Raw genomic sequence first — 23,665 nt, 5'->3', positions numbered from 1 at the left:
TGCCTCGGTGTAGGAATCTCATATGAACGAGAACCCGGACCCCTTCGAACTCGTCCCCGGCGCTGCCGATTCCCCGGTGATCCTTCATGTGCCGCACTCCTCAAGGGAGATCCCGGCCGCGGTACGCGACGGCATCGTGCTCGACGACGCGGCGCTGGAGCGCGAGTTGGACCACATCACCGACGCACACACCGCGGAACTGGCCGCGGCGGTCGCGGCAGCCGCAGAGGTCGCGCCGTGGCGGTTCGTCAACCGGCTGTCCCGGCTGGTGATCGACCCCGAGCGCTTCCCGGACGGACGGGAGGAGATGCTGGCCGTCGGCATGGGCGCGGTCTACACGCGGACCACGCACCGGGCGCCGCTCCGGCCCGCCGACGCCGACCCGCGCACCCTGATCGACCGCTACTTCCACCCGTACGCGCAGGCGATGACGGACGCGGTGGCCGACCGGCTGGCCGCCACCGGGCAAGCCGTGATCATCGACGTCCACTCCTACCCCACCGCCCGGCTGCCCTACGAGCTGCACGGCGACGGTCCCCGGCCGCCGGTCTGCCTGGGCACCGACGAGTTCCACACGCCGCCCGAACTGCTCGCCCTCGCCGAGAAGGCGTTCGCGGGCGTCGGCGGTGTGGGAATCGACAGCCCGTTCGCCGGCACGTACGTCCCGCTGCGGTTCTACGAGCGGGACCCGAAGGTCACGGCCCTGATGGTGGAGATCCGGCGGGACACCTACATGAGCGAACCGGGAGGTCCCGTGGGCCCGGGACTCCCCCGCGTGGTGTCGGCACTGACCGCCCTCGTCGACGCCGTATCGCGGTAATCGGCCCGCGCACCAGGCACGGGGTAAGCGATCGATTGGCCACTGGCTCAGGGAGGCACGGGATCATGCCGGTCGTCGACGCCGGGATGCAGCACCCCACACTCCCGGTCCGAGGGTGCGTCGCGCTCGGCTTTCCCGAACTGACCATCGTCTGCGGGCACATCGGCTACCCGTGGACCACGGAGATGATCGCGGTGGCCGACAAGCACGCGGGCGTCTACACCGACACCAGCGCCTACACGGCCCGCAGCTACCCGCCCGAGCTGGTCGAGTACCTGCGCGGCCGGGGACGGCGCAAGGTCCTCTTCGGCAGCAACCACCCGATGATCACGCCCCACTCAGGCCCTGGAGCACCTCGCCGGCCTGCGCCTCGACGAGGAGGTGACGGAGCTGTTCCCGTCCGCCAACGCACGCTCCGTCTTCCGCCTGGGCGATCAGTCGTAGATGCTGGAGCCGGACAGAGTTCACCCCTGAGCTCTCCGAGGTGAGGGCAGCCGTTCGATGGCCTTGCAGATCAGCGCCACCAATCCGGAGCACCCCGCGCTCCTGCTCGAACTGCCCTGGCAGCTTCCCCTGGAGGAGTGGCCCGAGCACTATCTGGTCCCGCTGCCGCGCGGTATCTCACGGCACGTGGTGCGCTACGCGCGCGCCGGGACCGAGGTGGTGGCGGTCAAGGAACTCGCCGAACGGCCCGCGGTGCGCGAGTACGAACTGCTGCGCAGTCTGGACCGGCTCGGAATCCCGGCGGTGGACCCGCTCGCTGTGGTCACCGAGCGCACCGACGCCGAGGGCGCGCCCCTGGAACCCGTGCTGATCACCCGGCATCTGGGCGGCTCGATGCCGTACCGGTCGATGTTCGAGACGACGATGCGGCCCGCCACCATGCACCGGCTGATGGACGCGCTGGCGGTGCTTCTGGTGCGTCTGCATCTGACGGGCTTCGCCTGGGGCGACTGCTCGCTGTCCAACACCCTGTTCCGCCGGGACGCCGGGGAGTACGCGGCCTACCTGGTGGACGCCGAGACCGGCGATCTGCACCCGCAGCTCAGCAACGGTCAGCGGGAGTACGACCTCGACCTCGCCCGGGTCAACATCAGCGGTGAGCTGCTGGACCTGGAGGCGGCCGGAGCCCTGCACCCCTCGGTGGACCCGATCGAGTTCGGCACCGAGATCTGCGCGCGCTACCAGGGGCTGTGGGACGAGCTGACCCGCACGTCGGTGTACCCGGCGGGCAAGCACCACTACATCGACCGCCGCATCCGCCGCCTGAACGACCTCGGTTTCGACGTCGCCGAGATGCAGATAGCGCACTCCGCGAACGGTGACACGGTCACCTTCGTCCCCAAGGTCGTCGACGCGGGCCACCACCAGCGCCAGTTGCTTCGCCTGACCGGCCTCGACACCGAGGAGAACCAGGCGCGCCGGCTGCTGAACGACCTGGAGAGCTGGATGGCCACCCAGGACGACTACGCGCCGGGCGATCCGCTCGCCGCCCGGCCCGAGGTTCTCGCCCACCGCTGGGTCCGCGATGTGTTCCGCCCGACGGTCCGGGCCGTGCCGCTGGATCTGCGCGGCTCGATGGACCCGGCCGAGCTGTACCACGAGCTCCTCGAACACCGCTGGTACCTGTCCGAGCACGCTCAGCACGACATCGGCCTGGACACGGTCGTGGACGACTACGTCACGAACATCCTCCCCAAGGTCCGACAGACCCTGCCGCCGCGGGCGGACACCCCGGTTCCGCCCGCCTGAGAACCGGGTTACAGAGCAAAGGGGACCGATCGTACTTACGATTGGGGGTGTACCGGCCGAGCGGCACGCGCCGGCGTGCGCATGTCCCGGCCGGGACGACACTGACCTGCTCGGGGTGGGAGACGTATGGCACAGGCCGCCAGTCCAGCGCGGACCGTCATTCTGACTGTCGATGACGATCCCGGGGTGTCGCGTGCCGTGGCCCGCGACCTGCGGCGCCGCTACGGCGAGGCGCACCGCGTGGTGCGCGCCGAGTCCGGGGAGACGGCCCTGGAGGCGCTGCGGGAGCTGAAGCTCCGCGGCGACCAGGTGGCGGTGATCCTGGCCGACTACCGGATGCCGCAGATGAACGGCATCGAGTTCCTGGAGCAGGCGATCGATGTCTATCCGGGCGCGCGGCGCGTGCTGCTGACCGCCTACGCGGACACGAACGCGGCGATCGACGCGATCAACGTGATCGATCTCGATCACTACCTGCTAAAGCCGTGGGATCCGCCGGAGGAGAAGCTGTACCCGGTGGTGGACGACCTTTTGGACGCGTGGCGGGCGAGCGACTACCGGCCCGTGGGGGTCTGCAAGGTGGTCGGGCACCGGTGGTCGGCACGTTCGTCGGGCGTACGGGAGTTCCTGGCCCGCAATCAGGTCCCCTACCGCTGGTACTCGTCCGACACACCGGAGGGCATACGGCTGCTGGCCGCCGCCGGACAGGACGGGGAGCGACTGCCGCTGGTGATCACGCCGGACGGTACGTCGCTCCTGGAGCCCGAGGATCCCGATCTGGCGGCCCAGGTGGGGCTGGCCACGACGCCGACCGAGGACTTCTACGACCTCGTCGTCATCGGCGGTGGACCCGCCGGGCTCGGAGCGGCCGTGTACGGCGCGTCCGAGGGCTTGCGGACCGTCCTGGTGGAGCGGTCGGCGACCGGAGGCCAGGCGGGGCAGAGTTCACGGATCGAGAACTACCTCGGCTTCCCGGACGGGGTGTCCGGGGCGCAGCTCACCGACCGGGCACGGCGGCAGGCCACCAGGTTCGGGGCCGAGATCCTGACCGCCCGCGAGGTGACCGGCCTTGAGGTCACCGGGGCGTCGCGCACGATCCGCTTCTCGGACGGTTCGGCGATCGCCGCGCACTCCGTGATCCTGGCTACGGGAGTGTCGTACCGGCAGTTGGAGGCGCCCGGGCTGGCGGATCTGACCGGATGCGGGGTCTTCTACGGGTCCGCGCTCACGGAGGCGGCCGCCTGCCAGGGCCATGACGTGTACATCGTTGGCGGGGCGAACTCCGCCGGGCAGGCCGCCATGTTCCTGGCGCGCGGCGCCAAGTCCGTCACCATCCTCATCCGCGGCTCGTCCCTGTCCGCCTCGATGTCGGCCTATCTGATCCAGCAGATCGCGGACGCGCCCAACATCAGCGTGCGCCCAGGCACGGTCGTCGAGGCCGCGCACGGCTCGGACCATCTGGAGCAACTGACGCTGCGGGATGTGGAGAGCGGCCACACCGAACTCGTCGACGCGCAGTGGATCTTCGTGTTCATCGGGGCGGCCCCGCTCACCGACTGGCTGGAGGGGACCGTGCTCAGGGACTCGCGCGGATTCATCATGGCCGGGCCCGACATGACCCTCGACGGGCAGCCGCCCGCCGACTGGGAGCTGGACCGGCCGCCGTACCACCTGGAGACCAATGTGCCCGGCGTGTTCGTGGCCGGGGACGCGCGTGCCGAGTCCGCGAAGCGGGTCGCGTCCGCCGTCGGCGAGGGAGCCATGGCCGTGATGCTCGTACACCGTTATCTGGAGCAGTCATGAGCGGATACCTGGAGCAGCCGTGAGCGGACAGCCGATGCCGTGCAGTATCGAGGAGCTCTCGAAGCTGTTCCTGTTCGAGAAGCTCGACGCCGGCCAGCTCGACCGGCTGTGCCGCGAGGGCCGCGTGGAGCTGTTCGAGCCCGGCTATGTGTACCGCGAGGGCGAACCGGCCAGCTGCTTCTTCGTGCTCCTCGAAGGCAACCTCGTGATGTCGCGCCGGGTCGGCGGCGACGACGTGGAGATCAACCGCAGCTCGCAGGTCGGGGTGTACGCGGGGGCCATGCAGGCCTATCTGGGCGGGGGTCAGGACGAGAAGAGCTACAAGGGTTCCCTGCGGGTCACCGAGCCCTCGCGGTTCTTCATCCTGCCCGCCGAGGTGTTCGCCGCGGTCCTGCGGGAGTGGTTCCCGATGGCCGTCCATCTGCTGGAGGGCCTCTTCTTCGGCAGCCAGAACACCCAGCGGACCATCAGCCAGCGCGAGCGGCTGCTGGCGCTCGGCTCGCTGTCCGCCGGGCTGACGCACGAGCTCAACAATCCGGCCGCGGCGGCGGTCCGGGCCACTTCCGCGCTACGGGACCGGGTCGCCGGAATGCGGCACAAGCTCGGTGTGATCGCGGCGGGACCCTACAAGCGCGACACGCTCGAAACGCTCGTCGAGCTCCAGGAGCGCACCGCCGACCAGGTCGCCAAGGCCACCCCGCTCAGCCCGCTGGAGGCCTCGGACCGGGAGGACGCTCTCGGCGACTGGCTCGACGACCACGACATCGCCGGCGGCTGGCAGCTCGCGCCGACCTTCGTGCAGGCGGGTCTGGACACCGACTGGCTCGACCAGGTCGCCGCGGCCGTGGACGAGCACACCCTCGAGGGCGCGATCCGGTGGCTGAACTACACCGTGGAGACCGAGCTCCTCATGAACGAGATCCAGGACTCCACGACCCGGATCACCCACCTCGTGGACGCGGCGAAGCAGTACTCGCAGATCGACCGCGCGCCCTACCAGGTCGCCGATGTGCACGAACTGCTGGACAGCACGCTGATGATGCTCTCCGGGAAGATCGGCTCCGGCATCAGGGTCGTCAAGGAGTACGACCGGACGCTGCCCAACATCCCGGCCTATCCAAGCGAGTTGAACCAGGTGTGGACGAACCTCATCGACAACGCCGTCTCGGCGATGGGCGGCGAGGGCGAGCTCACGGTACGCACCGCGCTCGACGGCGACCAACTGCTCGTCGAGTTCCGCGACACCGGGCCCGGGGTGCCCGCGGAGATCCGCGACCGTATCTTCGACCCGTTCTTCACGACCAAGCCGGTGGGCGAGGGCACGGGGCTCGGCCTGGACATCTCCTGGCGGATCGTCGTCAACAAGCACCACGGGAGCCTCCATGTGGACTCCGTCCCCGGTGACACACGTTTCCAGGTACGTCTTCCGCTGAACGCCGTGGACACCGACACGGAGGCGGACCTCAACACACCCAGGGAGCCGTCATGACCGTGCCCGCCGGAATCGACCCGAGCGTCCCGCCGAGCGGTACGGGATGCGGCGACTGCGATGCCGTCGGCGGATGGTGGGTCCACTTGCGGCGCTGCGCCCAGTGCGGGCACATCGGCTGTTGCGACAGCTCCCCCGCCAAGCACGCCACCGAGCACGCGAAGACCACCGGCCATCCCATCGTCCGCAGCTTCGAGCCCGGCGAGGAGTGGTTCTGGAACTACGACTCCTCCGAGATGTACGAGTCGGGTCCTGACCTCGCTCCCCCGCTCAGCCATCCCGCGGACCAGCCGGCGCCGGGGCCCGCGGGGCGCGTTCCGGCGAACTGGATGAACTCACTGGGCTGACCGGCGTGGTCGGACCTGACCGTGGTGTCGAGGTCCGGCGCCTGAATCTCGCGCCTTGTCATGCCGCGGGCGGCGAGAAGCCGTCCCGGTCGGTGGAGAAGGCGACCTCTCGCTGGGCCTCGGCGCTCCGCAGTCGAGCGGTGAGTGCCTCCTGGACCAGGTGGTAGGCGTCGGAGCCGAGGAGTTGGCGCCGCGGCGGCTCCTTGAGGTCGCCGATGCGGATCATGGCCTCCGCGACCTTGCGCGGGTCACCGGGCATGTCCTCCAGAGGCACGCTGCTCTTGCCGTGCGTGAAGTCCGCGGCCTGGGTGCCGGCGTAGGCGGGCAACTCCGAGGGGGCGATGTCCGCGGCGCCGTAGAAGTCGGTGGCGACCATGCCCGGTTCGATCAACGTGGTGTGGATGCCGAAGGGTTCGGTCTCCAGGGCGTAGGCCTCGAAGAAGCCCTCGATGCCCCACTTGCTCGTGTGGTAGAGCGACATCGCGGGGAAGGCGATGTGGCCGCCCATGCTGGACGTCTGGAGGAAGTTGCCGCCGCCCTGTGCGCGCAGATACGGGGTCACCGCTCGCGCGAGCTGGATGGGGGCGATCACATTGGTGTCGATCTGGCGCTGGATCTGTTCGTCGGTCAGCTCCTCGGCCAGGCCGATGAGGCCGTAACCGGCGTTGGAGACCACCACGTCGATCTGTCCGAGTTCGGCGAAGGCGCTGTCGACGACCTTCCGCATGTGCGCGGTGTCGGTGACGTCCAGCTCCGCGCGCCACAGCCGGTCGCCGTGGCGTGCGGCCAGGTCGTCGAGTCGGGCCGGCATGCGCAGGGTGGCGGCGACGCGGTCGCCGCGCTCCAGCAGCAGCTCGGTCATCCGGCGGCCGAAACCACTGGAGGTGCCGGTGATGAACCAGGTCTTCATGTCGATACTCCTTGGACAGGACGGTTGTTCGCATCGGACGGTTGTTCCTGACCTCAATGAGAGCTCCGTGGGCGCGACGGGATCAACGACGAACGCGCACCCGTTCGACAGGCTGAACCTGTCAATATGACGGTGTGGAGATTCGCCAGCTGGAATACGCCGTCGCCGTCGCCGAGGAGCTGCACTTCGGCCGGGCCGCTGAGCGGATGCATGTCACCCAGCAGTCGGTCAGCGAGCAGATCCGTCGTCTGGAGCGCGAACTCGGCGCCCCGCTGTTCGCCCGCACCAGCCGGCGCGTGACCGTGACGGCGGTGGGCGAGGCGTTCCTGCCCGAGGCGCGTGACGCGATCGCCGCCGTCCGCCACGCCCTCGATGTCGGCCGCCGCGCCGCCACCGGCGCGGTCGACGAACTCCGTCTGGGGTATGCGGAGGATCTCGGTCCGCGCCTGTTCGAGCTCGCGGTGCCCGCGCTGCACGCACGCTTCCCCGAAGTCCGGCTGTCCCCGCGGCCGATGACCACTGCGGCCCAGCTCTCCGAGCTCAGCGAGCGCCGCCTCGACCTCGGCTTCTGCTGGACCGCCGAGTTCCCGCCCGACCTTGACTCACTCCTTGTGGCCCGCGAGCCGCTCGTGGTCGCGCTGGCCGCCGGTCATCCTCTCGCGGCCTCGGAGGCGATCGATCCCGTCCAGCTGTCCCACCAGCCGCTCGTCATCGTCGAGCGCAAGGTCAATCCGTGGCTGCACGACCATTTCGTCCGCCAGCTCGAAGCTCGCGGCACCACGGTGACCCTCCACCGGGGAATCTCCAGCCTGGACAGGCTCCTCCCCCTGGTGGTCAGCGGCTCGGCCATCGGGCTCACGACCACCGGCGCAGCCACGGCCAGGCCCTTCGCCGGCGTCGTCTACCGCCCCTTCAACGACCCGGGCCCCTACGCCGACCACCGCATCGTCTGGCGCCGCGACACCGCCAGCCCCGCCGTCGCCGCGCTCGTCGACATCGTCAGGGAGCTGCGCGACACAGGGGGCCTTCCTCCCGCACGAACCCGGCGAGCGACCCGACGGAACAAGGCCGAACCGACCAGCTGGATCACCTGGTGAAGAGCCTCACGGAAGGATCGAGTCCACGTAACCGCCGTCCACCCGCAGGGCGCCCCCGGTCGTCGCCGAGGCCTGGTCCGAGCTCAGATAGACGACCATGTTCGCGATCTCCTCGGGCTCGATCAGCCGCTGCAGGAGGGACTGCGGGCGGTGTTTCCGCATGAAGGCGCGCTGTGCCTCCTCCCAGGGCAGGGAGCGGTCCACGAGCTCGTAGACGAAGTCCTCCACACCACCGGTGTGCGTGGGTCCCGCGATGACGGAGTTGACCGTGACGCCCGTCCCGGCGGCCTCCTTCGCGAATCCCCGGCTCACGGCCAGCAGCGCGGTCTTGGACATGCCGTAGTGGATCATCTCGGCGGGGACCACCACCGCGGAGTCGCTGGCGATGTACTGGACGCGTCCCCAGCCCCGCTCCGTCATCGCGGGCAGATAGGCACGGGTGAGGCGGACCGCCGAGAGGACGTTCACCTCGAAGTAGCGCCGCCACTCGTCGTCGGTGATCTCCAGTGCGGGCTGAGCGCCGAAGATCCCCAGGTTGTTGACCAGGATGTCCACGTCCGGCAGGACCTCCAGGGCCCTGTCCGCTCCGTCCGCGGTGCCGAGGTCGGCGGCCACGGGGACGAACCGTGCCTGCGGGGCCTCCTTCGCGAACCGCTCGACAGCCTCTCCCACCCGGCCTTCGTCCCGGCCGCTGACACCCACCCGGGCACCCGCCCGGGCCAGACCCACAGCGATCGCCGCCCCGATGCCCTGCGTGGAGCCGGTGACCAGGGCGGTCCGTCCTTCGAGGTTCAGCTGCATCAGCACACTCCATTGCCGTATCGGCGGGCCGGGGCAATTCCTCCCCGTACGATCATCGGCGAATACCCCTGGATGAGCATGCGATGCGCCCGCCGCCCGACGAACACGCCTGCACGACTCATCCTCGTCACAGAGCGTGGTCGTCGCGTGGTGCCCGAAGCGACCGCAGTCGACGGGCGTGCAGAGGCCTCGTGTGCCAGTGCGCCGTGAAGGTGCGGTCCGGGAGTGAGCAGGTCACGGTCAGCCGGTGCGGGGTCTCCAGGAAGAGCACGTCGACACTCAGGGTGTCGGGGTCGGTCCATCCGCCGCTCACCGCTGTGGGGACCGGGTCCGCGGCAGTGGTCCAACGGGTCCCGTCGAAGCGCAGGTCGAGTCGGTCGGCGCCCTCGGCCGGCGACACGGTCCAGCCGTCCTCGCCCGACGTGACCGTGACCCCCGTCAGACTCGGCTGATCCGCGCAGGTCCCGCCCGCCGGGACGAACTCGGCGCCCGCCCACGCGTCGCCTCCCTCCGGCGGCCGGGCCGACGCCACGACCGGCCGCAGCGCGAGCTTCGCGAGACGGTCCCGGAGAGCCGCGTCCTCACGGCCGGGGAGCGGCGCGGGACCGAACGAGGGCAGCAGGTGCTGCCACACCAGGTTCAGGAAGTCCTGCATCTGCTCGGTCGCCGCAGTCGTCGCGATCACCGCATCGTGCTCGGGCAGCACCAGACAGAACTGCCCGTACGCCCCGTCGCCGCGGTACCCGTGCCGGGACTTCCAGAACTGGAACCCGTACCCCTGCTGCCAGTCCGACAGCGCCGCCTCCGCCGTACCGTCGTCATTGGCGACCTGCACGCGCGTGGCCTCCGCGAGCCATGAGGACGGGAGCAGCCGCCGCCCCTCCCAGACGCCGTCCTGGAGGTAGAGCTGACCGAGCCGCGCGATGGCGTCGGTCGCGGCGTGCAGTCCGGTGAAACCGAGGTCGCGGCCCGCCGGGCGTTGTATCCAGGAGACCTCGCCGATGCCCAGGGGGTCGAGCAGCCGGGGCCGCAGATACTCCGTCAGCGACCGGCCGCTCACCCGCTGGACGATCGTGGCGAGCGTGTAGGTGGCGGACTGGTTGTACGCGAAGACGGTGCCGGGGTCTCGGTCCGGCGGAAGGAGCAGGAAGCCGCGTACGAGTTCCTTCCGGTCGAGCCGGAAGGCCGTTTCGTAGGTGTCGGTGAGGTGACCGCTGGCCATGGACGCGACATGGCGTACGAGCATGGCGCGGCTGCGTTGATCGGTGATGTCGGCCTCGAACTCGGGGAAGTACGAGATCACCGGGTCGTCGAGGCGCAGCAGTCCTTCGGCGGCGGCGAATCCGGCGGCCGTGGATGTGAAGCTCTTGCTCAGCGAGTAGAGGAGCTGAAGGCGCTCCGGCGCGTACGGCGCCCACCAGCCGGAGGCGACGACGTGACCGTGGCGCAGGATCATCAGGCTGTGCGGTTCGATGTCGGGCGCGGACTCGACGGCGTCGAGAAAGGCGTGGACGCCTGACGCGTCGACGCCCTGTTCGGCGGGAGTACTGACAGGCAGCGGACGGGCGCTCATACGGGTGGCCTCCGGGCGGCTCGGGAGCGGGCGGCGACGGTGACCGCGGAGACGGACAGCCGGCGCCTGCGCCATCTTCTCCCGCACCACCTCTTCTCCATGAGTTGCCTGCACGCCTCTTTCGGCCCAACAGCCGCGCCTCATAGGATCGTTGACACGGGGATGAAACGTTTCAATCACCTGAAGAGCGACACATGGCGAGGATTGGAACCGCCGCCCCTTCCTGCGCAGCTCCGTCGCCGGAGCGGGCGCGTCAATCGCGCTGGGGTCCGGGGCTACGGGCTCGCGGTGACCGCGCTCAGCGACTACCTGCCGCCTGGGTACGACGGCAATCCGCCCGAGGACACCAGGCTGACGGCGGGTGCCCGGGCGAGCGTCGTCGACTCGCTCCTCGCCGACATCGAGCGGCGCGGCAACCATCTCAACACCGGGGCGCTGGGCACGAGCGTGCTGCTGCGCGAGCTGCCCGCGCGGGGGCACCCCGACGTGGCACACGCGATCGCCACCCAGCGCACATACCCGAGTTGGGGGTACTGGTTCGACCACGGCGCCGACGCCATGTGGGAGATGTGGCCCCTCGACTCCCGCTCCCGGGACCACTTCTTCCAGGGCACGGCCGTGCAGTGGCTCTACGAGAGTGTGGCGGGACTGTGTCCCGGGAACGCGGGCTACCGCACCTTCACGGTCCGTCCGGACGGCGCACGGGCGTCAACTGGGCCCGTACGTCGGTGCACACGGTGCGCGGTGAGGCGACGGCGGCTTGGTCCCTCGTCGACGGGACGACCCGGCTGTCGGTAGGTGTGCCGGTCGGGGCGACGGCCGAGGTGCATGTACCGGCGGCCGCCCGTTCGTCCGTGACGGCTCGGGACGGGGCGGTGTTCGTGCGGTCGGACCGGGGGTTCATCGTGTACGAAGTGCCGCACGGGGGATGGGAGTTCGTGGCGCGGGACGACGGTTAGCGCGTGCTCGGCTACCCCTGGGGGAGGTGTCCGGCGCTGACGGAGCATCGTCATAATGTTCGGGTGATCTCCCCCACCCCTGTGCAGCGCGTCCCCGTCGTCATCGTCGGGGCGGGACCCGCCGGTCTCACCCTCGGCAACATCCTGCGGGCCGCGTCCGTCGACTGCGTGGTCCTGGAGACCGAGAGCCGTGAGTTCATCGAACAGCGGCCCCGGGCGGGGTTCATCGAGGAGTGGGCTGTGCGCGCGCTGCGGGAGCGGGGGCTGGCCGACCGGCTCGTGGAGCGGGCGCAGCCGCACAGCGAGTGCGAGTTCCGGACCGGTGGCGAGCGTCACCGGTTCCGGTACGCCGAGTTGACCGGGGACAGGCACTTCGTCTATCCGCAGCCGCTGTTGGTGACCGACCTGGTGCGCGAGTACGCGGACATCCGGGGCGGCGACATCCGGTTCGGCGTACGCGATGTGGCCCTGCACGGCATCGACAGTGACCTGCCCTCCGTCCTGTACACGGACCCCCTGACGGGCGAACGGCGGCGTATCGACTGCGAGATCATCGCGGGCTGCGACGGCGCGCGCGGTGTGACCCGCACATATGTGACCCCCGACCGGGGCAGCGTCGCCCGGTACGACTACGGGGTCGCCTGGCTGGCGCTCCTCGCCGAGGCACCGCCGTCCTCCGACTGTGTCGTCTTCGGTGTCCACCCGCGCGGATTCGGCGCCCATATGGCCCGCAGCCCCCAGGTCACCCGCTACTACCTGGAGGTCACGCCCGGCGAGGACCCGGAGAACTGGTCCTACGACCGCGTGTGGTCGGAGCTGCATGCGCGGCTGGCGGTCAGCGGCGCCCCGCCGCTCACCGAGGGCCCCCTGATCGAGAAGCGGGTGCTCGACATGCACAGCTACGTCGTGGAGCCGATGACGTACGGGCGGCTGTTCCTGGCCGGTGACTCCGCCCACCTCGTGGCGCCGATCGCCGCCAAGGGCATGAACCTCGCACTCCACGACGCGCTGCTCCTGGCCGACGGGCTCATCTCGTACTTCAGGGCGGGCGACGGTGCTGGACTGCGCGGGTACTCGGCGGCCTGCCTGACACGTGTCTGGGAGTACCAGGAGTTCTCGCGGTGGTTCGCGGAGTTGCTGCACGGGCCGTCGTCGGGTGATCCCTTCCGGGCCGGATCCGCGGGTGCCCGGCTGCGGCGGATCCTCGGATCGCCCGCCGCGGCCGCCACCTTCGCCAACTCCTACATAGGCAAGTACAACGTGGGGTGAGGCCGGCTGCAGGCATCGAGACCGTGCGGGGACCGGGTTTCGCGGGCACGGAGACGGTGGCGTCGGCCCGGCGGCGCGTACAGAGACCGTGACGTGAACCCGGTCGCGCGGGCACAGAGACCGTCACGTGAACCCCGCCGCGCGGGCACAGAGACCGTGACGTGAGCCCGGTTTCACGGGCAAGAACACCGTGGGATGGGCCGCGGCCCGAAAAATGCGTATGTACGGAACCGTCTCCCGTTGAACACTCAACGTCACCCCCTCCGTACTTCCGGGAAAGGTGAGAGCCCCCGGTGCGCAGCGAGGGAAGAGCATGGTCAAGGTGCAAGGCCCCACGGACGAGTTGGTCGCCGGAAAGTACCGTCTCCTGGCGGTCGTCCACCGGGAGGAGGGCCGCGTCGGCTGGCACGGCGAGGACATCGAGTTCGGGCGGCCGGTCGCCCTGACGCAGTCGCGGATCCCCGACCATCTGCGCGGACAGGCCGGGCACCGCACCGCCACCCGGATCCTGCGCGAGTCCGAGCGCATGGGGCTGGTCTGCCCCGGCAAGGTGCCCACCGTCGTCGACGTGATCGAGGACAACGGCTTCCTGTGGACGGTCACCGAGCGGCCGGAGGGCGCACCGCTGGGCGAGATCCTCGGAAACGGTCCCTTGAACTACATCCGCACGGCCCGTATAGGCCTCGGCCTTCTCGACATCATCTCCGCGGCCCATCGGCACGGGCACACCCACGGCGACCTCAGCCCCGGACAGGTCTGCGTGGACCAGCAGGGCGGCGTCACGGTGAGCGGCTTCGGGCTGATGGGAGACACCCCCTCGCAGCGCGTCACCGCCCCGTCGTACGCGTCCCCGGAGCAGGCACGCGGCGAGAGCACCGGACCGGCGGCGGATCTGTGGGCGCTGGGCGCGATCATGTACGCGATGGTCGAGGGACGCCCTGCCATCCGGGACCGGGGCGGGCTGGTCGCAACGCTCCGTGCCGTGGAACGGCTCCCCATCCGGCAACCGCAGAACGCGGGACCGCTGAGCCCCGCCATCCAGGGGCTCCTGCGCAGGGATTACCTCGAACGGGTGCCTGAGCCTGTGGTGCGCGAGTCCCTGACCCGCATCCTCAAACAGGACCTTGAGGACTCGACGCCCACGGCGTCCCTGCCCATTTTCCGGGACACCGGCGCCGCTGTCCGGCGGGCTGGGCGGACCTGGCGCGGACGCCCTGTCGGCCGGCTCGTTCTGGTGGGCGGGGCGCTGACCGTCACCGTCATTTGCTTCGCGGTGCTCACCGCGGCGGGCGGGCTGACCGGCGGCGACACCTCGGCGTCGGGATCCGCGCCTTCGCCGACCGCTCCCGCGCCTTCACGGCCGGCTTCCGACAGCCCGTCCGCGACGCCCACCGGTACGGCGACCACCCCCGAGAAGCCCTCGCCGACCCCGACTTCCCCCTCCCCCAGCGCCGAGGAGACACCGGGCTTCGCCACCTACAACGCGCCCGAGGGCTTCGCCATCGGCCTCCCCGAGGGATGGAAACCCCTGCTGACCAACAGGAACGACGACAACTCCTACCGTGTCACCTTCGGCGCGAGCGGGGACCCGCGCACGCTGGCCGTCACCTACAGCACCCAGCTCGGCCCCGACCCCGTCAAGGTCTGGGCCGACCTGGAGCCGTCACTGCGGAGCGACTCCGTCGACTACGAGCGCCTGGGTGACATCCGCGCCGTGAACTATCGCGGCTTCGAGGGGGCCGACATGGAGTGGCTGTCCGTGTCCGACGGCGTCCGTGAACGCACGCTCGGCCGGGGTTACCTGATCGGCGACAGCCTGGGCTACTCACTGCGCTGGACGACCCCGGCCGACGACTGGGACGACGCCGCCAATCAGGCGGCGCTGGAAACCTTCTTCAAGACCTTCAAGGAAGCGCCGGAGTGACGCGGTGAGCAGGCGCGGGGCGTGACTCATCTCCGTGCCCCGGGGCTGAGTCCATCGGGTCTTCGCTGCGACAGCCACAGCGCGACCGCTTCGGCGATGGGCTGGCCGGTCTCCAGCTCCACGAAGCCGAACTGGCCGCCCTGGTTGCCCTCCAGGAACCACCAGACGCCCTCCTTGTCCTCCGCGAAGTCGAAGGCCGCGTACGCGAGTCCGGCGAATGTCAGGTACTCGTGGACGGCGCGCGCGATACGACCGGGCACCGCGACGGGCTCCCAGGCGTGTCCGGTCTCGCCGAAACGCCCGTCGACCTGTTCGGGCTCGGCGGTCTTGCGGGCGGCGAACAGGCGGGAGCCGATCGCGGTGAGCCGGATGTCGGCGCGCTTGGGGATGTACTGCTGGAGCAGCGCGGGTCCGGCCGCGACGCCGGAGAAGTCCGCGTCGGGACCGATCAGTGTGGTCGGCAGGGCCACCGGAGGATCGCCGGGAGGCGGCCCCGAGGCCGACTTCACCACCACGTCGCGGTACTCCTCGACGAACTGCTGAGCGACCTTTGGAGCTGTCGTGATGATGGTGGGCGGCACCGCGAAGCCGCTGCTGTGCGCGATCCGCAACTGCCAGGGTTTGTGCCGGGCCTGCTCGGCGCTGCGCGGGTGGTTCATCCAGCGGGTGGAGGCGGAGTAGAGCATTCCGAACAGGGCCTGCCGGGTCTCGGCGGTGAGCCACGGCGAGGGATCGGCGGAATGCGCCGCCGGCTCGCCCGGCCTGCGCACCCATACGGAGCGCAGGCCCCCCATGCTGAGCACATGGCCGTTGACCGACAGATAACCGTCGAAGTCGCCGTGGGCGTAGCCGGCGGACAGCACCGCTTTGCCCGGCACGTCGGCGGGGTCCAGGCGCACCATGGGCACGCCCTGTTCATGCAGTTTGGCCACCACCATGTCGGCGGTGACGTCCTGCTCGGCTGTGAGAATGAGTACCGTCATGCGTACGGGCTGCCGTCAGTCGTCGAAGTGGGTCTGGGATCCGGCGGTGGACGTCGTGGTTCCCGAGGCCAGGAGGAGCGCACGATCGCTGACGGCCGGGCGGCCGTCGGGCAGCACGTTCAGTTGGAGTGATACGTCGAAGTGGTACGCGGCTGTCACGGCCGACTGCCCTGTGGGCAGGGCGTAGTTGAGTGTGAACGGTCGCACGAAAGATCCTCCTGCGGTCTCACGATGCTCTACGCCCACCCGTACGTTTCACGACCGTAAGTAATTCATCACTTTCCGCCACATCGGGGTGAAGGTCATCACATCGCGTTGATTCCGGCTTGCTCGTTTCGGTTTTACTTGTGTGTCCGCTTGATTCCGATTTACTCGTGACTCTTGTCCGTATCCCGCTGAAGCTTCGGCCAAAGCTTCATCCTCAGTGATCTAAACGCCGACCTTACCCAGGAGAGTTCCCGGTGACCGCAGCCATTGCTCCGTCCGAAGAATCCGCCGTGCGCCTCGACGCCCTGGACCCCGAAGTCTCGCGTGACGCACGCGACTTCGGGGCGTACGCGCGGACCGGCGGGTGGAGCTTCGCCCTGAAGGTGGCGCGCAGTGTGCGCCCCGGCGGGCAGTCCGCGGACGAGACGCCGAAGGTCTCCGCGAAGGAGTTCGCCGAGCTGGCCGGATGCTCGCCCGAGCGCGTGATGCGCTACTACAAGGCGTGGGACAAGGCGGCCGACGACGGTCTCGTCCCGCACCTCGAGGGACTGGCACCGGGCCAGGACGTCGAACTCCCGGACGCCGACGTGTGGCACACGTACTACGTCTCCCGTTCCAGCGCCACGTCCGAGCGCGGCACCGCCATCGCGGAAGCCGCCGAGGCCGAGGGCATCCGGCCCACCAAGGCCCTTGAGGTCGCCGAGAATCCCACCGCGCTGCGGGCCGCGATCCTCGCCGACCCCTCCACCGCCCAGGCCGCGCGGCACGCGCTGCTCGACCGGCTGAAGGAGGACCCGGCGCTCCAGGCCGAGTTGGCCCGGGACATCGCCCGCACCGACGAGCTCAAGAAGGCGGTCGCCACCGAGACCAGGGCGGCCGACCGGATCGGCTATGTGCGCCAGATCGCCGAGAAGGGCCAGATCAGGACCCCGGCCGGGCAGACCCTCGACGCCCCGGCCGAACTGCGTTCCGAGGCCGAGCGGCACCTGTCCCTCCTCGACGAGCTGGAGGAGGGCGAGGACGCCGGCGAGTGGGCGACCGACGCGTACGACACCATGAAGAACATGGTGGTCGAGACCGTGCAGGCCGACCCCGAACTGCGCGTCCAGGAGCGCCGGACGAAGTTCTACAGCAGCCTTCAGAAGGCCACGAAGGTGTTCGAAGAGCTTACTTTCGACGACGCCGACGACATCTACGAGGACGACATGGTGCAGCGGCTGGAGGAGCTCCAGCAGGCGATCGGCTCGTGCATCGCGGCTCTTCGGAGCGCGGCTCCCCAGCAGTGAGTCGGGCCCGTGGCCCCGCGAGAACGGATCTCTCGCGGGGCCACGGGATCATTCAGGCAGGCCCGGCCGGGTCGGTCGCCCACCGGGTGTTGGGCTGTTGGGACGCGCTGGGGCTCGACCGCAATCCCTACGACCGCTTCGGGCACCTCATGCAGGGTTTCGTGCCCGCCGTCCTGGTGCGCGAACTGCTGTGCCGGACCTCACCGCTGCGCGGCAGTCGCTGGCTGGCGCCGCTGACCGTGTGCGCGTGTCTCGCGTTCAGCGCGGCCTTCGAGATGTTCGAGTGGGCGGCCGCGGTGATCGGCGGACACGCTGCGGACGACTTCCTGGCCACCCAGGGGGATGTGTGGGACACCCAGTGGGACATCTTCTGCGCCCTGATCGGAGCGACGGTATCCGCGCTGCTGCTGAGCCGCCTGCATGACAGGCAGCTCAGCGCGCTCTCCAGGAGCCACTCCGTGAGTGGTGGTCAATAGCCGTGCAGGGCTGGGGAGTTCGGCGCGCTCTCCAAGACCCAAGCCTGGGTGCCGCCAATAGCGGTGCAGTGACCGGGAGTTCGGCGCCACAGGGCCACCGACCGGGCGTCGCAGCCCCGTACCGGCTGCTACCAGCGCCCCTCCACCTGCTCCTTGATCCGGCGCTCATAGAGGTCCTCGATCGCGTCGAGGGTCTTCTGCGGCAGCTCGGGCAACTGCGCCGCCGCCGCGTTGGCGCGGGCCTGCTCGGGGTTGCGGGCGCCCGGAATCACAGTGGTCACGCCGGGCTGCTGGATGATCCAGCGCAGCGCGAGCTGGGCGGGGGTGGCGCCTTCCGGGGCGAGGGCGGAGAACTCGGCCGCCGCCTCCACGCCGGTCGCGAAGTCGACGCCGGCGAAGGTCTCCCCCTGATCGAAGGCCTCTCCATGGCGGTTGTACGTACGGTGGTCGTTCGCCGCGAAGACCGTGTCCTTGGTGTACTTGCCGGAGAGCAGGCCGGAGGCGAGCGGAACGCGGGCGATGACCGCGACGCCTGCCTCCCGCGCCGCCGGGAGCACCTGCCGCAGGGGCTTCGTACGGAACGGGTTGAGGATGATCTGGACGCTCGCCACGTTCGGGCGGGCGATCGCCGTCAGGGCCTCCTCGCACGTCTCGACGCTCACGCCGTACGCGGCGATCCGCTCCTCCTCGACCAGGGTGTCGAGGGCGTCGAACACCTCGCCCGAGGAGTAGACGGGCGTCGGCGGGCAGTGCAGCTGCACCAGGTCGAGGCGGTCGACCCCGAGGTTGCGCCGGGAACGGTCGTTCCAGGCGCGGAAGTTGTCGAGGACGTAGTTCTCCGGGAGCTGGTCCACGCGGCGGCCCATCTTGGTCCCGACCAGCACACTGAGGTCCGGCCTGCCGCGCAGGAATGTCGCGATCGTCTGCTCGCTCCGCCCGTCGCCGTACACGTCGGCGGTGTCGAAGAAGGTGACACCCGACTCGGCCGCCGCCTCCAGTACGGCCAGCGCGTCCTGGTCGCTCACGTCGCCCCAGTCCGCGCCCAACTGCCACGTGCCGAGACCGATGACCGAAGCCTGCTGACCTGACCTGCCGAATGCGCGCTCGTCCATGTCACAAGTCTGACACCTCCCCGGCCGCGCGCAGGACGCCACCCGACCGGTCGCGCCTTGTGCGGCCGCGGAAAGTACAGATCAGTTGACCGATCCATTCAACAGACGAAGAACCGGGCCTGGTCGCGTACCGCGACCGAGGTCGAGGAGATCACCGCCGTCGGACTGTGGGCCTGTGCACTTGGCGTGGGACGCACATCGAGTGTCGCCCCCGCCGAGCCGCTGACCTCACGGCGCGTGAGTACCGTCCGGCGTCTTCGAGCCCCGGAGCAGCCATCGGACGGGGACCGCCAGGAGCCACCAGTACTTGGCAGCGGTCGGGGAAGCAAAGGCCACCGGGATGGAAGTGGCGAAGACGCCCAGCATCGACAGGCTCCGCCAGAGGGAGTCCTTGATCCGCGCGGGCTCCGTGTCCGTCGCGGCGAGGGACGGCTGCGCGAGCAGCCGGGCCGCCATCCCGCCGAGCAGCCCGACGGCCAGGGCGATCGCCCCGGCGTAGAACGCGGTGGCCGCGGTCGTCCCGCCATACTCGCTGATGAGCCGCGTGGGGAACGGGAGCGCGGCGACCACGGCGAGCTGGGCCAGGTAGAGGTTGAGCAGCCAGCGGTCGAGCGTCCCGACCAGGCGGAACAACGCGTGCTGTACCTGCCAGAGCACGCCGATCACGGCGAAACTCAGCACATACGCACCCATCTTGGGCACCGCGTCGCGCAACGCCGCGCCGACCTCCGCGTCGGCAAGACCCTCGGGCACGGTGATGTCGAGGGCCAGCAGCGTGATGGCGATCGCGAAGACCGCGTCGCCGAAGAAGAGGAGCCGTTCCGGACCGATCACGGTTTCGCGGCGCGGGAGCTGGAACGTGCGCTTGTTCATGGGGCAGCACCACTGGCAGTCGTTGGCGGGTGGGTGAGCTGACATCATCATCGAGGCCGCGTCGCGCCTTGGCGCCAGGTGACCTCGACGAGGTCATGAAATACCACGGGCCACTGTGAATCGTTCAACTCCTTGTGCGTGGACTCCGCTCCAAGGCCCCCTTATTTCACATCTTGAGTTTACGTCTTGACGTGTCTGGACCAGACCAATAGGTTCACCGATCACCAGCGTCCCACGAATACGCCTGTCGTTCATGGACGTGAACCCCCCACTCATCAGCCACCTTTGAAGGGCTGTGATCGCCGTGATGCCCAGACGATCCCTCGCGCGTTCCGCCACGCTACGCACCACCCTCGCCACGGCGGTGCTCGCTCTCTCGGCAGGCGCCCTCAGCGCCTCACCCGCCATTGCCGCCACCGGAACCATCACCGGCCTCGGCGGCAAGTGCCTGGATGTCGCCGGAGCGAGTTCCACGAACGGCACGGCCGTTCAGCTCTACGACTGCAACGGCACCACAGCCCAGCAGTGGACCCTCGGCTCCGACGGGACCATACGTGCCCTGGGCAAGTGTCTCGACGTCACCGGCAACTCGACCACGAACGGTGCCAAGCTCCAACTGTGGGACTGCGCGGGCAGCACCAACCAGAAGTGGACGGTCTCCACGGCCGGCACCATCATCGGTACGCAGTCCAACAAGTGCGCGGACGTCACGGGCAGCTCCACGGCCAACGCCACGCCCATCCAGATCTGGACCTGTGGCACCTCCGCGAACCAGAAGTGGACGACGCCCCCCGTCGACGGGGGCACGACCCCGCCCCCCACCACCTCCGCGCCGATGGCCGTCGCCCCCTACATCTACAACGGCTGGGGCAACCCGCCCAGCCCGACCACGGTCATGAACGCCACCGGCGTCAAGTGGTTCACGCTGGCCTTCGTGCTCAGCAACGGCTACTGCAACCCGCAGTGGGACGGCGGCCGCGCACTGACCGGTGGCGTCGACCAGACGACCATCAACACCGTGCGAGCAGGCGGCGGCGACGTCATCCCGTCGTTCGGCGGCTACAGCGGCAACAAGCTGGAGAGCTCCTGCTCCACCGCCAGTGAACTGGCGGCCGCGTACCAGAAGGTCATCACCGCCTACGGGCTCAAGGCCATCGACATCGACATCGAGGCCGACGCCTACAGCAACACGACGGTCCAGCAGCGCACCGTGGACGCCCTCAAGACCATCAAGGCCAACAACCCCGGCATCAAGGTGTACGTCACCATCGGCACCGGGCAGACCGGCCCCGACACGGGCCTCATCAACCGGGCCGCGGCGTCGGGTCTCACCGTGGACGGCTGGACGATCATGCCGTTCGACTTCGGCGGAGCCGGCCAGAACATGGGCACGCTCACCATTCAGGCGGCCGAGGGCCTCAAGACGGCGCTCAAGAACGCCTACAAGTACACCGACGACCAGGCGTACCGGGGCATGGGCATCTCGTCCATGAACGGGATCACCGACGTCAACGAGACGGTCACCCCCGCCAACTTCGAGACGATCCTCGCCTACGCGCAGCAGCACCACCTGGCGCGACTGACCTTCTGGTCGGTCAACCGCGACCGTCCCTGCTCCGGCAGCTACCCGAACGATGACACGTGCTCAGGTGTCTCCCAGACCGCCTGGCAGTTCACCAGCATCTTCGCCAGGTACACCGGCTGACGGACGCAGTCCGCGTCTCTCTGTTCCACACCCCTGTCCCCCCCCGCATCAGGAGAAGTCGTGCTCAGACGCAGCACAGAGTCCGGCCGCCGCCGGATACCGAAGCTGGTGATCGCGGTCGCCCTCATGGCGAGCACCGTCACCGGAATCACCATCGCCTCGCAGGACCAGGCCGTCGCGGCGGCCGCGGCGCTGCCCACCGGGTTGGCCACCGTGGTGAACGCGGGCAGCGGCAAGTGTCTGGACGCCGCCTCCGCCGGAACGGCGAACGGCACCGTGGTGCAGCAGTACACCTGCAACAACTCCACGGCCCAGCAGTGGAGTCTGACCACCACCAGCAGCGGCTACGTGCAGATCGGCAACGCCAACAGCACCAGCCAGGTCGTCGACGTGAGCGACAACTCCACGGCCGACAACGCCCTCGTCCACCTCTGGGCGTACGGCGGCGGCAACAACCAGCAGTGGCTCCCCGTCGACGAGGGCGCGGGCAACTACCACTTCGTCAACCGGAACAGCGGCAAGTGCCTGGACGTGCCCAGTGCGTCGACCGCCGACGGCGTGCAGCTCGTGCAGTACACGTGCAACGGGACCGCGGCCCAGCGCTTCCAGGTGGCGGCCGTGGCCCCGCCGACCGGCGGTGTCGACCTCGGTGCGAACGTGGTCGTGTTCGACCCGTCGATGTCGGCCGCGACCATCCAGTCCCGGCTGGACTCCATCTTCCAGCAGCAGCAGTCGAACCAGTTCGGCTCGCAGCGCTACGCGGTGATGTTCAAGCCGGGCACCTACAGCGCTGACGTCAACGTCGGCTTCTACACGCAGGTCCTGGGCCTGGGTCTGTCGCCGGACTCGGTGACGATCAACGGCGCGGTGCACGCCGAGGCCGACTGGTTCCAGGGCAACGCCACGCAGAACTTCTGGCGCGGCGCCGAGAACCTCTCGGTCAACCCGACCAGCGGCAGCGACCGTTGGGCCGTTTCCCAGGCCTCGTCCTACCGCCGGATGCATGTGCGCGGCAACCTCGCCCTGGACGACGGCGGCTGGTCCAGCGGCGGTTACATGGCCGACACCAAGATCGACGGCCAGGTGAACTCCGGCAGCCAGCAGCAGTGGCTGACCCGCAACTCGCAGCTCGGCAGCTGGACCGGCTCCAACTGGAACATGGTCTTCGTCGGCAGCCAGGGTGTGCCGGCCAACAGCTTCCCCAGCCCGCCGTACACCACGGTGGCGCAGAGCCCGACCACGCGTGAGAAGCCGTTCCTGTACGTCGACAGCGCCGGCAACTACCAGGTGTTCGTGCCGAGCGTGCGGTCGAACTCCACCGGAACCAGCTGGGCGAGCGGCAGCACCGCCGGGAGCTCGCTCCCGATCGACCAGTTCTACATCGTCAAGGCCGGCTCGACCGCCTCGCAGATCAACGCCGCACTGGCCGCGGGCAAGAACCTCCTGGTCACCCCCGGCGTCTACCACCTGGACCAGACGCTTCAGGTGAACCGCGCGGACACGGTCATCCTCGGCCTGGGCCTCGCCACGTTCATCCCGGACAACGGCGTCACCGCGATGAAGGTCGCCGACGTCGACGGGGTCAAGATCGCGGGCGTTCTCTTCGACGCGGGTACCACCAACTCGCCGACGCTGCTCGAGGTCGGCCCGACCGGTGCCTCCGCCACGCACACCGCCAACCCGACCTCCCTGCACGACGTGTACTTCCGCGTCGGCGGAGCGGCCGTGGGCAAGGCGACCACCAGCCTCGTCGTCAACAGCGACAACGTCATCGGTGACCACATGTGGATCTGGCGCGCCGACCACGGAACCGGGGTCGGCTGGACCACCAACACCGCGGATACCGGGCTCATCGTGAACGGCGACAACGTCACGATGTACGGCTTGTTCGTCGAGCATTACCAGAAGTACCAGACCATCTGGAACGGCAACGGCGGCAAGACGTACTTCTACCAGAACGAGATGCCGTACGACCCGCCCAACCAGGCCTCCTGGATGAACGGTTCGACACAGGGCTACGCCGCCTACAAGGTCGCGGACTCCGTCACCAGCCATCAGGCCTGGGGGCTCGGCAGCTACTGCTACTTCAACGTCAACTCCGCGGTCGCGGCCGAGAGAGCCTACGAGGTGCCGAGTAACGGCGGCACCCGCCTGACGAACATGGTGACCGTCTCCCTGGGTGGCGTGGGCACGATCCGGCATGTCGTCAACAGCAGCGGCGGCCCGTCCAACTCCTCCACCAACGTGGCCAACCTCGTCAGCTACCCCTGACGCGTTCG

21 protein-coding genes and 1 pseudogene are annotated in these 23,665 nt (G+C 69.4%); 15 read left to right on the top strand and 7 right to left on the bottom strand.

Translation table 11 applies throughout. The features are described 5' to 3' along the window. Positions 1-22: 22 nt before the first annotated feature. The 6 genes from ACFVKT_RS04290 to ACFVKT_RS04265 all read left to right on the top strand — a co-directional run bounded on the left by ACFVKT_RS04290 (position 23) and on the right by ACFVKT_RS04265 (position 6,211). Entirely contained in the window at positions 23-820 is a 798-nt protein-coding gene (locus ACFVKT_RS04290; protein WP_385727344.1) for an N-formylglutamate amidohydrolase, read from the top strand. A gap of 65 nt (positions 821-885) precedes the next feature. Beyond that, positions 886-1,308 (top strand): amidohydrolase family protein, encoded by a 423-nt coding sequence (locus ACFVKT_RS04285; RefSeq protein ID WP_385727342.1) that lies wholly within the window; start codon positions 886-888, stop codon positions 1,306-1,308. A gap of 13 nt (positions 1,309-1,321) precedes the next feature. Next, a complete protein-coding gene (locus ACFVKT_RS04280) occupies positions 1,322-2,572 on the top strand; it encodes a DUF4032 domain-containing protein (protein ID WP_385727339.1) in 1,251 nt (416 codons plus the stop codon). A gap of 126 nt (positions 2,573-2,698) precedes the next feature. Next, positions 2,699-4,375, top strand: coding sequence for an FAD-dependent oxidoreductase (locus ACFVKT_RS04275; RefSeq protein ID WP_385727337.1), 1,677 nt, complete (start codon positions 2,699-2,701; stop codon positions 4,373-4,375). Positions 4,376-4,394: 19 nt separating this feature from the next. Next, on the top strand, positions 4,395-5,864 hold the full coding sequence (locus ACFVKT_RS04270) for an ATP-binding protein (protein WP_385727334.1): 1,470 nt from the start codon (positions 4,395-4,397) through the stop codon (positions 5,862-5,864). Then, complete coding sequence (locus ACFVKT_RS04265) at positions 5,861-6,211, top strand: UBP-type zinc finger domain-containing protein (RefSeq protein ID WP_385727332.1); 351 nt, start codon at positions 5,861-5,863, stop codon at positions 6,209-6,211. The genes ACFVKT_RS04270 and ACFVKT_RS04265 overlap by 4 nt, the downstream gene beginning before the upstream one ends. Before the next feature lie 58 nt (positions 6,212-6,269). Here the strand turns inward: ACFVKT_RS04265 and ACFVKT_RS04260 are convergent, their stop codons facing one another. Further along, positions 6,270-7,121, bottom strand: coding sequence for an SDR family oxidoreductase (locus tag ACFVKT_RS04260; RefSeq protein ID WP_385727330.1), 852 nt, complete (start codon positions 7,119-7,121; stop codon positions 6,270-6,272). A gap of 134 nt (positions 7,122-7,255) precedes the next feature. Between ACFVKT_RS04260 and ACFVKT_RS04255 the strand changes: the two genes are divergently transcribed. After that, entirely contained in the window at positions 7,256-8,218 is a 963-nt protein-coding gene (locus tag ACFVKT_RS04255) for a LysR family transcriptional regulator (protein ID WP_385727328.1), read from the top strand. 6 nt (positions 8,219-8,224) lie between these two features. On the opposite strand, the gene ACFVKT_RS04250 is transcribed toward ACFVKT_RS04255, so the two are convergent. Together ACFVKT_RS04250 and ACFVKT_RS04245 are read right to left on the bottom strand one after the other, a co-directional pair. Next, positions 8,225-9,019: an SDR family NAD(P)-dependent oxidoreductase gene (locus ACFVKT_RS04250; RefSeq protein WP_385727326.1), complete on the bottom strand. Its 795-nt coding sequence runs from the start codon at positions 9,017-9,019 to the stop codon at positions 8,225-8,227. A gap of 127 nt (positions 9,020-9,146) precedes the next feature. Beyond that, entirely contained in the window at positions 9,147-10,592 is a 1,446-nt protein-coding gene (locus ACFVKT_RS04245) for a serine hydrolase domain-containing protein (RefSeq protein ID WP_385727324.1), read from the bottom strand. 288 nt (positions 10,593-10,880) lie between these two features. Here ACFVKT_RS04245 and ACFVKT_RS04240 point away from each other — a divergent pair, with 288 nt between their 5' ends. From ACFVKT_RS04240 to ACFVKT_RS04225, 4 genes are all read left to right on the top strand, one after another. Continuing rightward, complete coding sequence (locus ACFVKT_RS04240) at positions 10,881-11,390, top strand: hypothetical protein (protein WP_385727322.1); 510 nt, start codon at positions 10,881-10,883, stop codon at positions 11,388-11,390. Next, positions 11,321-11,551, top strand: a complete 231-nt coding sequence (locus ACFVKT_RS04235; RefSeq protein WP_385727320.1) for an alpha-L-rhamnosidase C-terminal domain-containing protein — start codon at positions 11,321-11,323, stop codon at positions 11,549-11,551. The genes ACFVKT_RS04240 and ACFVKT_RS04235 overlap by 70 nt, the downstream gene beginning before the upstream one ends. Positions 11,552-11,614: 63 nt before the next feature. After that, positions 11,615-12,820 (top strand): 4-hydroxybenzoate 3-monooxygenase, encoded by a 1,206-nt coding sequence (locus ACFVKT_RS04230; protein ID WP_385727318.1) that lies wholly within the window; start codon positions 11,615-11,617, stop codon positions 12,818-12,820. A gap of 313 nt (positions 12,821-13,133) precedes the next feature. Then, positions 13,134-14,744, top strand: coding sequence for a serine/threonine protein kinase (locus ACFVKT_RS04225; RefSeq protein ID WP_385727316.1), 1,611 nt, complete (start codon positions 13,134-13,136; stop codon positions 14,742-14,744). Positions 14,745-14,770: 26 nt separating this feature from the next. On the opposite strand, the gene tgmB is transcribed toward ACFVKT_RS04225, so the two are convergent. Both tgmB and tgmA read right to left on the bottom strand, forming a co-directional pair. Continuing rightward, positions 14,771-15,727 carry an ATP-grasp ribosomal peptide maturase gene (tgmB, locus tag ACFVKT_RS04220; protein ID WP_385727314.1) on the bottom strand — a complete coding sequence of 319 codons (957 nt, stop codon included), beginning with the start codon at positions 15,725-15,727 and terminating at the stop codon, positions 14,771-14,773. 15 nt (positions 15,728-15,742) lie between these two features. Further along, the gene (tgmA, locus tag ACFVKT_RS04215) at positions 15,743-15,934 is read right to left on the bottom strand and encodes a putative ATP-grasp-modified RiPP (RefSeq protein ID WP_266837178.1); all 192 of its coding nucleotides are present in this window, start codon (positions 15,932-15,934) and stop codon (positions 15,743-15,745) included. Positions 15,935-16,188: 254 nt separating this feature from the next. On the opposite strand from tgmA, the gene ACFVKT_RS04210 reads away from it, so the two are divergent. Together ACFVKT_RS04210 and ACFVKT_RS04205 are read left to right on the top strand one after the other, a co-directional pair. Further along, positions 16,189-17,220 (top strand): hypothetical protein, encoded by a 1,032-nt coding sequence (locus tag ACFVKT_RS04210; protein ID WP_385727311.1) that lies wholly within the window; start codon positions 16,189-16,191, stop codon positions 17,218-17,220. An 89-nt stretch (positions 17,221-17,309) separates the two neighbouring features. Further along, positions 17,310-17,696 (top strand): annotated as a pseudogene (locus ACFVKT_RS04205) (DUF2238 domain-containing protein); the annotation flags it as partial. A 128-nt stretch (positions 17,697-17,824) separates the two neighbouring features. Here ACFVKT_RS04205 and ACFVKT_RS04200 read toward each other — a convergent pair. Together ACFVKT_RS04200 and ACFVKT_RS04195 are read right to left on the bottom strand one after the other, a co-directional pair. Then, positions 17,825-18,808, bottom strand: a complete 984-nt coding sequence (locus ACFVKT_RS04200; RefSeq protein ID WP_385727309.1) for an aldo/keto reductase — start codon at positions 18,806-18,808, stop codon at positions 17,825-17,827. A gap of 228 nt (positions 18,809-19,036) precedes the next feature. Further along, complete coding sequence (locus tag ACFVKT_RS04195; protein ID WP_385727307.1) at positions 19,037-19,681, bottom strand: TMEM175 family protein; 645 nt, start codon at positions 19,679-19,681, stop codon at positions 19,037-19,039. A gap of 307 nt (positions 19,682-19,988) precedes the next feature. Between ACFVKT_RS04195 and ACFVKT_RS04190 the strand changes: the two genes are divergently transcribed. Together ACFVKT_RS04190 and ACFVKT_RS04185 are read left to right on the top strand one after the other, a co-directional pair. Next, positions 19,989-21,386 (top strand): ricin-type beta-trefoil lectin domain protein, encoded by a 1,398-nt coding sequence (locus ACFVKT_RS04190; RefSeq protein ID WP_385727305.1) that lies wholly within the window; start codon positions 19,989-19,991, stop codon positions 21,384-21,386. A 126-nt stretch (positions 21,387-21,512) separates the two neighbouring features. Further along, complete coding sequence (locus tag ACFVKT_RS04185; protein ID WP_385728137.1) at positions 21,513-23,657, top strand: RICIN domain-containing protein; 2,145 nt, start codon at positions 21,513-21,515, stop codon at positions 23,655-23,657. The last annotated feature ends 8 nt before the right edge of the window (positions 23,658-23,665 follow it).

The organism is Streptomyces sp. NPDC127595, from assembly GCF_042671685.1.
Taxonomy (GTDB): Bacteria; Actinomycetota; Actinomycetes; order Streptomycetales; family Streptomycetaceae; genus Streptomyces.
This window is presented reverse-complemented; position numbering and strand designations above follow the sequence as displayed.